This window comes from Mycobacterium sp. (assembly GCF_019243155.1).
Classification (GTDB): domain Bacteria; phylum Actinomycetota; class Actinomycetes; order Mycobacteriales; family Mycobacteriaceae; genus Mycobacterium.
The window spans coordinates 1-10,828 of the sequence record NZ_JAFAUS010000366.1 but is presented as its reverse complement, the minus strand read 5'-3'; the positions used below and the strand labels follow the sequence as shown (position 1 = coordinate 10,828).

Genomic DNA, 10,828 nt, shown 5'->3' with positions numbered 1-10,828 from the left:
GGGCATGCCATCGAAGTACGGCGGCTTGCGTACGTACGTCGAATCCTCGCTCCACTCAAAGGTGTTGCCGCTGGGCGTGGGCAGGTTGCGCCACCGTTCGTCGCCCTTGAACACGTCGGCGTAGTTCTTGGTGAACATCTCTTGGTTAATCGCCGAGGCGATGGTATCGGAGACGTCCTGCTGCGACGGCCAGATGTCGGAGAGGAAGACGTCCTTGCCGTCCTTGTCCTTGCCCAGCGGGTCGGACTCGAAGTCGAAGTCCAGCGTGCCGGCAAGCGCGTAGGCGACAACGAGCGGCGGCGACGCCAGGTAGTTCATCTTCACATCGGGATTGATGCGGCCCTCGAAGTTCCGGTTGCCGGACAACACGGCCGTCACCGAAAGGTCGTTGTCGTTGATGGCCTTGGAGATCTCCTCGGGCAACGGGCCGGAGTTACCGATGCACGTCGTGCAGCCGTAACCGACCAGGTAGAAGCCCAGCTTCTCCAAATACGGCCACAGGCCTGCCTTTTCGTAGTAGTCGTTGACCACCTGCGAGCCGGGCGCCATGGTTGTCTTCACCCACGGCTTCGAGGCCAGGCCCTTCTCGACGGCGTTGCGGGCCAGCAGCGCCGCGCCCAGCATCACCTCGGGGTTGGAGGTGTTCGTGCACGAGGTGACCGCGGCGATCACCACGGCGCCGTGGTCGAGCACGAACTCGCCGCGTTCGTCCGACTTCACCGTCACCGGATTGCTCACCCGTCCCTTGGCGTGTGCGGCCGCTGATTCCACCTTGGGAACGTCGTCAGCGTGGCCGTTCTCCAGTGCTCCCGGGTCGCTGGCGGGGAAGGACTCGCTGACGGCCTCATCCAACTTCGAGTAGCCCTGGTCGCCGTCACCGTCGACGTAATTCGAAATCTGTTCGCGGAACGTGGCTTTGGCGGCCGACAACTCGATCCGGTCCTGCGGACGCTTCGGACCGGCGATCGACGGCACCACGGTGGACAGGTCGAGTTCGAGGTACTCGGAAAACTCGGGCTCGTGCTTCGGGTCGTGCCACAGGCCCTGCTCCTTGGCGTAGGCCTCGACGAGTGCCAGCTGCTCGGGCTTACGGCCGGTGAACTTCAGGTACGAGATCGTCTCTTCGTCGATCGGGAAAATGGCTGCGGTGGAACCGAATTCGGGGCTCATGTTGCCCAGGGTGGCGCGGTTGGCCAGCGGCACCTCGGCCACGCCCTCGCCGTAGAACTCGACGAACTTGCCGACAACCCCGTGCTTGCGCAACATTTCGGTAACCGTGAGCACCACGTCGGTTGCCGTCACGGCCGGCTGGATCTCCCCGGTCAGCTTGAAGCCGACAACCCGCGGGATCAGCATCGACACGGGCTGACCCAGCATCGCGGCCTCGGCCTCGATGCCGCCCACGCCCCAACCCAGCACCCCGAGGCCGTTGACCATCGTGGTGTGGCTGTCGGTGCCCACGCAGGTGTCGGGGTAGGCCACCCCGTTGCGTTCCATCACGACGCTGGCCAGGTATTCGATATTGACCTGGTGCACGATGCCGGTGCCCGGCGGGACTACCTTGAAATCGTCGAAAGCGCCCTGCCCCCAACGCAGGAACTGGTAGCGCTCGCCGTTGCGCTCGTACTCGATCTCGACGTTGCGCTCGAAGGCGTCCGCGGTGCCGAACAGGTCGGCGATCACCGAGTGGTCGATCACCAGGTCGGCCGGGGCCAGCGGGTTGACCTTCTCCGCCTTGCCGCCGAGGTCGCCGATGGCCTCGCGCATGGTGGCCAGGTCGACGATGCACGGCACACCGGTGAAGTCCTGCATCACCACGCGCGCGGGAGTGTACTGAATCTCAATGCTGGGTTCTGCCTTGGGATCCCAGTTCGCGATGGCTTCAATGTGCTCTTTGGTGATGTTGCTGCCGTCCTCGTTGCGCAACAGGTTTTCGGCGAGGACCTTGAGGCTGTAAGGGAGTTTCTCGGTGTTGGGGACGGCGTCGAGACGATAGATCTGGTAGCTCTTATCGCCAACCTTGAGGTCGTCGCGCGCTCCGAACGAGTTCACAGAATCCTTACTACTCACATCAACTCCCAGGATTAAGTTCTCCCGCCGACGGGCCGTGTCGGCGGCGCATGCCAACTTTAACAGTACGCTTGTCCTGCATTACCGCGGGCACCCGTATCTTCCAGTTTGTCGCGCCCGCCGACGGTTTAAACCCCTGCGGCCGAGTCGGCCGGGAATCCTCTAGGGTTCGGGTCTATGACTGGGCACGATTCGTTCGCCGCACCGTTACCGGCGGCCCCTGTCTTCTTCCACCCCGTCCCGCCGGACTACATACCGGTCGACGTCGACATGACCGCGGTCAAGGCGGAGGTCGCCGCCACCGGTGTGAGCGCGCCGCCCGCGGCCAAGCAGGGCCTCCTCGACGTGGTCAACCAGGCCCACGCCGAGGGCATCAATCTCAAGATCGTGTTCCTCGACCACAACCCGCCGAACGACACTCCGTTGCGCGACATCTCCACGGTCGTCGGCGCCGACTACCACGACGCCACGGTCCTGACGCTGAGCCCGAGTTACGTCGGCACCTACAGCACGCAGTTCCCCCGCGTCACGCTCGAGGCAGGCGAGGACCACGCCAAAACCGGCAATCCGGTGGTGTCGGCACAGCATTTCCTGCACGAGCTGGATGACGGGGAGTTTCCCTGGACCGGCTTGACCATTTTCCTACTGATCGCCGTGTTGGCGGCCGCCGTCGGCACCCGGCTTCTGCAGACGCGCAGCAGACGGTCAGCAACGCTCGCCGAGACGGCCCAGCCGGAGCCGGCGGAGCCCGCTAACGGCGCCTAACCACGCATATCCGGCCCCGTCGCCCAGGCCGGCACCCAATCTCGCGTCACGTCGGCAAATGCCGCAGATCACCGTTCGGTCACAGTAAACGCACGTAGAGAGTGCGATTTTCGTGGGGCGTTTGCACGCCAACAGGTGTGACGTACGGTGCAAATGATGCTGGTGTTGTCTTTGGCGCTTTCAGTGAAGTCCGTGGCTGGCGCCGTCCGTCGCGTTGAGCCCTAGGAGACCTGAGTCGAATGACACGCACACGCTGGGGGTCTCCCACGGGACCGGCCGCGCGGCTGGTTCGGTCGGCGATCCCGTCGGTGTTGAGCGTGGCCATGTTGGCGGCAACGCCGGGGCTGGCCCACGGGGATCCCGCCGCCGACCGGATGGCTGGGCTGATCGCGAACGTGGCCAAAGCCAATCAGCGGCTCAACGACTTGAGCGCCGAAATCCAAACGGAGCAGGAGAGCGTCAACAAAGCTCTCGTCGACGTCGAGACTACCCGGGACAACGCCGTTGCGGCCCAACATGATGTCGACGCCAGCCAGCAGTCGGTCAAAGACGCCAACGCGGCAATCGCGGCCGCGCAGCGCCGCTTCGACACATTCGCGGCGGCCACATATATGAATGGCCCCTCCAGCGGCTACCTGACCGCGACGGGCCCCGACGACATCATCGCCACCGAAGCCGCGGCCAAGTCCCTGACCGCGAGCTCGGAATCGGTGATGGCCAAGCTGCAGCGGGCGCGGACCGAGCAGGTGAACAAGGAGTCGGCCGCGCGGCTGGCCAAGCAGAAGGCCGACAAGGCCGCCGCGGACGCCAAGGGCAGTCAGGATGCCGCGGTGTCGGCGCTGAACACCTCGAAGCAGAAGTTCGACGAACAACGCGAGACCATCACCCGGTTGGCCACCGAACGCGACGAGGCGCAGGCCAGGCTCGAGGCTGCCCAGCGCCAATCGGGTCGCCAATGGTCAACGGGCCCAGGCGGACCCGGGGCGCCGGCGTCGGGCGACCGGTGGGAGACCGGGTCGCCGGGCGCGCCGCCGCCTACTGCCGGCGCCCGCCGGTGGGACGGCGCATGGGACCCCACGCTGCCGATGGTGCCCAGTGCCAACGTCCCGGGTGACCCCATCGCCGTGATCAACCAGGTGCTCGGCATCTCGGCCACGTCGACGCAGGTCACCGCCAACATGGGCAAGGGCTTCCTGCAGTCGCTGGGCATCCTCAAGCCCGACGACACCGGCATCAACAACGCCAGCCCGGGTGGACGGATCCCGCGGGTCTACGGACGGCAGGCCACCGAATACGTGATCCGGCGCGGTATGGCGCAGATCGGTGTGCCCTACTCCTGGGGTGGCGGTAACGCCGCGGGCCCGAGTAAGGGCATCGACTCCGGCGCCGGAATCACCGGTTTCGACTGCTCCGGCCTGGTGCTGTACTCGTTCGCCGGCGTGGGTATCAAGCTTCCGCACTACTCGGGTTCGCAGTACAACCTGGGCCGCAAGATCCCGTCGTCGCAGATGCGCCGCGGTGACGTCATCTTCTACGGGCCGGGCGGTAGCCAGCACGTGACGATCTACCTCGGCGACGGCCAGATGCTCGAGGCTCCGGACATCGGCCTGAAGGTCCGCGTTGCGCCGGTGCGCACCAGCGGCATGACGCCCTACGTGATCCGTTACATCGAGTGGTGATCGAGTGAGCACTGAACGGGGAGCCATGCGCCGCAAGCGGTTTCGACTCGTCAACTTCGCCTGGATCACCGCTGTGGTGACCGGGCTGATGTTTTCTCTGGCCTTTTCCGGGGCGAGCGCCATTCCGCTGGCGGCGGCCGATCCCGGCCAGTGGGACCCCACCCTGCCCGCGACGATCAGCGCCGGCGCGCCGGGAGACCCGCTCGCGGTTGCCAACCAGTCGCTGCAAGCCACCGCGCAGGCCACCCAGACCACATTGGATCTGGGCAAGCAATTTCTCGGCGGGCTGGGAATCAACCTGGGCGGCGACGCCACGCCGAGCCCGACCAACACCGGGGCGGGCAAGATTCCCCGGGCGAACGGCCGGCAGGCGATCGAGTACGTGATCAAGCGGATGGGGTCGCAGATGGGCGTGCCGTATTCCTGGGGTGGTGGCACGCTGCAGGGCCCGAGCAAGGGCGTCGAGGACGGCGCCAACATCACCGGGTTCGACTGCTCGGGACTGATGCGCTACGGCTTCGCCGGGGTCGGCGTGCTGATTCCGCGGTTCTCCGGTGACCAGTACAACGCCGGCCGCCACATTCCGCAGGATCAGGCCCGCCGCGGCGACCTGATCTTCTACGGCCCGGGCGGCAGCCAGCACGTCACGATGTACCTGGGCAACGGTCAGATGCTGGAGGCATCGGGAAGCGCCGCCAAGGTCACGATCAGCCCGGTTCGCCGGCCCGGCATGACGCCGTTCCTGACTAGGATCATCGAGTACTGATCCGCGCGTGGTCGCCCGGCGACATCCCGCGCGCGAACCACCAGCGTCGACGGAATCCGGCGAGCCTGGAATAGTTGGACGCGGGCACGTCGCTGCCCTTCGCAGTTGTGTCCGAATGGGCTTGTCGGTTGAGCCGAGAGAGGGAAGTAATGACAGCAGCAGGTGGGCCGCCCCCAGGCGCCAGTGGTTACTCCGGCCCGGGCGGGCAATCCGGTTCGCCGGCTCACGAAGCCCCGACGGCCGGCGGCGGTAACGGCTTGGCCGCCGAAGTCCATACCCTTGAACGGGCCATCTTCGAGGTCAAACGGATCATCGTCGGCCAGGACCAGCTGGTGGAGCGGATGCTGGTCGGCCTGCTGTCCAAGGGCCATGTCCTGCTCGAGGGTGTTCCCGGCGTGGCCAAGACGCTGGCCGTCGAGACGTTCGCCCGGGTCGTCGGCGGGACGTTCGCGCGCATCCAATTCACGCCCGACCTGGTGCCGACCGACATCATCGGTACCCGCATCTACCGTCAGGGCAAGGAGGAGTTCGACACCGAACTCGGCCCGGTGGTGGTCAACTTCCTGCTCGCCGACGAGATCAACCGCGCGCCGGCCAAGGTGCAGTCGGCGCTGCTGGAGGTCATGCAGGAACGCCACGTCTCCATCGGCGGCAAGACCTTCGCGCTGCCCAACCCGTTCCTGGTGATGGCGACCCAGAACCCGATCGAGCACGAGGGTGTCTACCCGCTGCCCGAGGCTCAGCGCGACCGGTTCCTGTTCAAGATCAACGTCGGCTACCCCTCGCCCGAGGAGGAGCGCGAGATCATCTACCGGATGGGTGTCAAACCCCCGGAGCCCAAGCAGATTCTGAACACCGGCGACCTGCTGCGCCTGCAGGACATCGCGGCCAACAACTTCGTCCACCATGCGCTGGTCGACTACGTGGTGCGTGTCGTGACCGCCACCCGCCATCCCGAGCAGCTGGGCATGAACGACGTCAAGGCCTGGATCTCGTTCGGGGCGTCCCCGCGTGCCTCGTTGGGCATCATCGCCGCATCCCGCTCGCTGGCGCTGGTCCGCGGCCGCGACTACGTGATCCCGCAAGACGTCGTGGATGTCATCCCGGACGTGCTGCGGCACCGGCTGGTGCTCACCTACGACGCGCTCGCCGATGAGATCTCACCGGAAATCGTCATCAACCGGGTGCTGCAGACGGTTGGCCTGCCTCAGGTGAATGCCGTTCCCCAGCAAGGCCATTCGGTACCCCCGGTGATGCAGGGCGCCGGGGCGGCCAGCGGTCGGTGACCGACGCCGGGTCCGCCGCGGACAAGTCCGCGGCTCAGGTTCATCCGCCGTCGATGCAGCGCGGGCAGCTCGTCGACCCGAAGCTGTCCGCGGCACTGCGCACGCTCGAGCTCACCGTCAAACGCAAGCTCGACGGTGTTCTCCACGGCGATCACCTGGGACTGATCCCGGGCCCGGGGTCAGAGCCGGGGGAGTCGCGCGAGTATCAGCCCGGCGACGACGTCCGGCGGATGGACTGGGCCGTCACCGCGCGCACCGCGCATCCCCACGTCCGCCAGATGATCGCCGACCGCGAACTGGAGACCTGGCTGGTGGTCGACATGTCGGCCAGCCTGGACTTCGGCACCACGGTGTGCGAGAAGCGGGATCTGGCGGTGGCCGCCGCGGCCGCGATCACGTTCCTCAACAGCGGTGGCGGTAACCGGCTCGGCGCGCTGATCGCCAACGGGGAGACGACGACTCGCGTTCCGGCGCGCTCCGGGCGCCAGCACGAGCACACCCTGTTGCGCACCATCGCCACGATGCCCCGCGCGAAGGTCGGGGTGCGCGGCGACCTGGCGACGGCCATCGACGCGCTGCGCCGGCCGGAACGCCGCCGCGGAATGGCGGTGATCATCAGCGACTTCCTCGGCCCGATCAACTGGATGCGTCCACTGCGTGCGGTTTCGGCCCGGCACGAGGTGCTGGCCATCGAGGTCATCGACCCTCGCGATGTCGAGCTGCCCGACATCGGCGACGTGGTACTGCAGGACGCCGAGTCCGGCGTCACCCGCGAGTTCACCATCGACGCGCAGCTGCGCGAGGATTTCGCCAAGGCGGCCGCGGCGCACCGCGCCGATGTCGCGCGCACGATCCGCAGTTGCGGCGCCCCGATGCTGACCCTGCGCACCGACCGTGACTGGATCGCCGAGATCGTCCGTTTTGTCGAGTCCCGCCGGCGCGGGGCACTCGCGGGGCGGCAGTGACTTTTCCTCTACTCGGTCCGATGTCGCTGTCGGGCTTCGAACACGCGTGGTTCTTCCTTTTCCTTCTCCTCGTCGTCGGGCTCGCCGCGCTCTACATCGTCATGCAGGTGGCCAGGCAGCGGCGGATGCTGCGGTTCGCCAACATGGAGCTGCTGGAAAGCGTTGCCCCCAAACGGCCTTCGCGTTGGCGGCACGTTCCCGCGATCCTGCTGGTGGCGTCGCTGGCGCTGTTCACCATCGCGATGGCGGGGCCGACCAACGATGTGCGGATTCCCCGCAACCGCGCGGTGGTGATGCTGGTGATCGACGTGTCGCAGTCGATGCGCGCCACCGACGTGCAACCCACCCGGATGGCCGCCGCGCAGGAAGCCGCCAAGCAATTCGCCGACGAGCTGACCCCCGGGATCAACCTCGGACTCATCGCCTACGCGGGGACCGCGACGGTGTTGGTGTCGCCGACGACCAACCGGGACTCCACCAAGAGCGCGCTGGATAAGCTGCAGTACGCCGACCGCACCGCCACCGGGGAAGGCATCTTCACCGCGCTGCAGGCCATCGCCACCGTGGGCGCGGTGATCGGTGGCGGTGACACACCGCCGCCCGCGCGCATCGTGCTGTTCTCCGACGGCAAGGAAACGATGCCGACCAACCCGGACAATCCGAAGGGCGCCTTCACCGCTGCGCGCACCGCCAAGGACCAGGGCGTGCCGATCTCGACGATTTCTTTCGGCACGCCATACGGATTCGTCGAGATCAACGACCAGCGCCAACCGGTGCCCGTCGACGACGAGACGCTCAGGAAGGTGGCGCAGCTTTCGGGCGGCAACTCCTACAGTGCCGCAAGCTTGGACGAGTTGAAGGCCGTCTACTCGTCGCTGCAGCAGCAGATCGGCTACGAGACCATCAAGGGCGACGCGAGCGTCGGCTGGCTGCGCCTGGGTGCGCTGGTCCTGGCGGTCGCCGCGCTGGCCGCGCTGCTCATCAACCGCCGGCTGCCGACCTGATCCCATCTCGACACGGGAGGGGCAGATGTCAGACCCGCCGCACCGAGGCGATAAGTTGGCCGGGTGACTGACACAGCCACCGATCTCGCCGACCACGCCGCCAGGGGCGGCAAACCCGCATTCGTATCCCGTTCGGTCCTGGTGACAGGCGGAAACCGGGGGATTGGTCTGGCGATCGCGCAGCGGCTGGCCGCCGACGGCCACAAAGTCGCCGTCACGCATCGCGGATCAGGTGCGCCCGAGGGACTGTTCGGCGTCGTGTGCGACGTCACCGACAACGAGGCCGTCGATCGCGCCTTCAAAGAGGTTGAGGAACATCAGGGGCCGGTCGAGGTGCTGGTGTCCAATGCCGGCATCTCCAAAGACGCGTTCCTGATCCGGATGACCGAGGAGCGGTTCGAGGAGGTCATCAACGCCAACCTCACCGGAGCGTTCCGGGTGGCCCAACGCGCCTCGCGCAGCATGCAGCGCAAGCGTTTCGGCCGGATCATCTTCATCGGTTCGGTCTCCGGCAGCTGGGGTATCGGCAACCAGGCCAACTACGCGGCCGCCAAGGCCGGCCTGATCGGCATGGCCCGCTCGATCTCCCGGGAGCTGTCCAAGGCAGGCGTCACCGCCAACGTGGTGGCCCCGGGCTACATCGACACCGAAATGACGCGTGCGCTGGACGAGCGGATTCAGGCGGGCGCGCTGGAATTCATCCCGGCCAAGCGGGTCGGCACCGCCGAGGAGGTCGCCGGGGCGGTCAGCTTCCTGGCCTCCGAAGATGCCAGCTACATCGCCGGTGCCGTCATCCCGGTCGATGGCGGCATGGGCATGGGTCACTGAGCAAAGGACAGACATGGCAAAAATTCTCGAAGGTAAACGGATCCTGGTCACCGGGATCATCACCGACTCCTCGATCGCGTTTCACATCGCCAAGGTGGCCCAGGAAGCGGGCGCACAGTTGGTACTGACCGGATTCGACCGGTTGCGGCTGATTCAGCGCATCGCCGATCGGCTGCCGGAAAAGGCCCCGCTGATCGAACTCGACGTGCAGAACGAAGAGCACCTGGCCTCCCTGGCGGACCGGATCAGCGCCGAGATCGGCGAGGGCAACAAGCTCGACGGTGTGGTGCACTCGATCGGCTTCATGCCGCAGACGGGAATGGGTGTCAACCCGTTCTTCGAAGCGCCCTACGAAGACGTGTCCAAGGGCATCCACATTTCGGCCTATTCCTACGCTTCGCTGGCCAAAGCGGTACTGCCGATTATGAATTCAGGTGGCTCCATCGTCGGCATGGATTTCGACCCGACCCGGGCGATGCCGGCCTACAACTGGATGACGGTCGCCAAGAGCGCGCTGGAGTCGGTCAACCGGTTCGTCGCGCGCGAGGCGGGCAAGTCCGGGGTGCGCTCCAATCTCGTTGCCGCCGGGCCGATCCGGACGCTCGCGATGAGCGCGATCGTCGGTGGCGCGCTCGGCGAGGAGGCCGGTGCCCAGATGCAGCTGCTCGAGGAGGGCTGGGATCAACGCGCCCCGATCGGCTGGAACATGAAGGACCCCACTCCGGTCGCCAAGACAGTGTGCGCCCTGCTTTCGGAGTGGCTGCCGGCGACCACCGGGACCATCATCTACGCCGACGGCGGCGCCAGCACCCAATTGCTGTAGACGGCAATGAATTTTGACGCGGTCCTGCTGCTGTCCTTCGGCGGACCGGAGGGGCCCGAGCAGGTCCGGCCGTTCCTGGAAAACGTCACCCGCGGCCGCAACGTGCCGCCCGAACGCCTCGACGCCGTCGCCGAGCACTATCTGCATTTCGGCGGGGTCTCGCCGATCAACGGGATCAACCTGGCGCTGATCACCCAGCTGCAGGCGGAGCTGGACGTGCCGGTGTATTTCGGCAATCGCAACTGGGAGCCCTACGTCGAAGGCGTTGTTGCGACCATGCGCGACAACGGAATTCGCCGTGCCGCGGTGTTCACCACGTCGGCGTGGAGCGGATACTCCAGCTGCACGCAGTACGTCGAGGACATCGCCAGGGCGCGCCGGGCCGCCGGGCCGGATGCGCCCGAGTTGGTCAAGTTGCGCACCTATTTCGACCATCCGCTCTTCGTGGAGATGTTCGCCGAGTCCGTCGCTGCGGCCTCGGCGACCCTGCCCGCCGCGCTGCGCGACGACGCGCGACTGGTGTTCACCGCGCATTCGGTCCCGGTGGCCGCCGACGAGCGCTGCGGTCCACGCCTGTACAGCCGCCAAGTCGCTTATGCCACAAGGCTGGTCGCTGCGGCCGCCGGCTACGCCGATCACGAT

Annotated in this window: 10 protein-coding genes; 9 read left to right on the top strand and 1 reads right to left on the bottom strand. The window is 66.6% G+C overall.

The annotated features are described in order from the left end of the window. A partial coding sequence (locus tag JOZ00_RS18910; RefSeq protein ID WP_293346323.1) for an aconitate hydratase occupies positions 1-2,070 on the bottom strand: 2,070 nt, incomplete at its 3' end. A 177-nt stretch (positions 2,071-2,247) separates the two neighbouring features. On the opposite strand from JOZ00_RS18910, the gene JOZ00_RS18905 reads away from it, so the two are divergent. From JOZ00_RS18905 to JOZ00_RS18865, 9 genes are all read left to right on the top strand, one after another. After that, positions 2,248-2,835 (top strand): DUF6676 family protein, encoded by a 588-nt coding sequence (locus tag JOZ00_RS18905; RefSeq protein ID WP_293346321.1) that lies wholly within the window; start codon positions 2,248-2,250, stop codon positions 2,833-2,835. Positions 2,836-3,074: 239 nt separating this feature from the next. Further along, complete coding sequence (gene ripA / locus JOZ00_RS18900) at positions 3,075-4,514, top strand: NlpC/P60 family peptidoglycan endopeptidase RipA (RefSeq protein WP_293346319.1); 1,440 nt, start codon at positions 3,075-3,077, stop codon at positions 4,512-4,514. 25 nt (positions 4,515-4,539) lie between these two features. After that, on the top strand, positions 4,540-5,280 hold the full coding sequence (gene ripB / locus JOZ00_RS18895) for an NlpC/P60 family peptidoglycan endopeptidase RipB (RefSeq protein WP_293346327.1): 741 nt from the start codon (positions 4,540-4,542) through the stop codon (positions 5,278-5,280). Positions 5,281-5,429: 149 nt separating this feature from the next. Next, positions 5,430-6,566: a MoxR family ATPase gene (locus JOZ00_RS18890; protein WP_293346317.1), complete on the top strand. Its 1,137-nt coding sequence runs from the start codon at positions 5,430-5,432 to the stop codon at positions 6,564-6,566. Between the two features lie 53 nt (positions 6,567-6,619). Then, complete coding sequence (locus tag JOZ00_RS18885) at positions 6,620-7,531, top strand: DUF58 domain-containing protein (protein WP_293346325.1); 912 nt, start codon at positions 6,620-6,622, stop codon at positions 7,529-7,531. Beyond that, positions 7,528-8,535, top strand: coding sequence for a VWA domain-containing protein (locus tag JOZ00_RS18880; RefSeq protein ID WP_293346315.1), 1,008 nt, complete (start codon positions 7,528-7,530; stop codon positions 8,533-8,535). The genes JOZ00_RS18885 and JOZ00_RS18880 overlap by 4 nt, the downstream gene beginning before the upstream one ends. Positions 8,536-8,598: 63 nt before the next feature. Further along, positions 8,599-9,363, top strand: coding sequence for a 3-oxoacyl-ACP reductase FabG1 (gene fabG1, locus JOZ00_RS18875; protein WP_293346313.1), 765 nt, complete (start codon positions 8,599-8,601; stop codon positions 9,361-9,363). Between the two features lie 13 nt (positions 9,364-9,376). Next, positions 9,377-10,186, top strand: coding sequence for an NADH-dependent enoyl-ACP reductase InhA (gene inhA, locus JOZ00_RS18870; protein ID WP_293346311.1), 810 nt, complete (start codon positions 9,377-9,379; stop codon positions 10,184-10,186). Between the two features lie 6 nt (positions 10,187-10,192). Beyond that, a partial coding sequence (locus JOZ00_RS18865) for a ferrochelatase (protein WP_293346309.1) occupies positions 10,193-10,828 on the top strand: 636 nt, incomplete at its 3' end.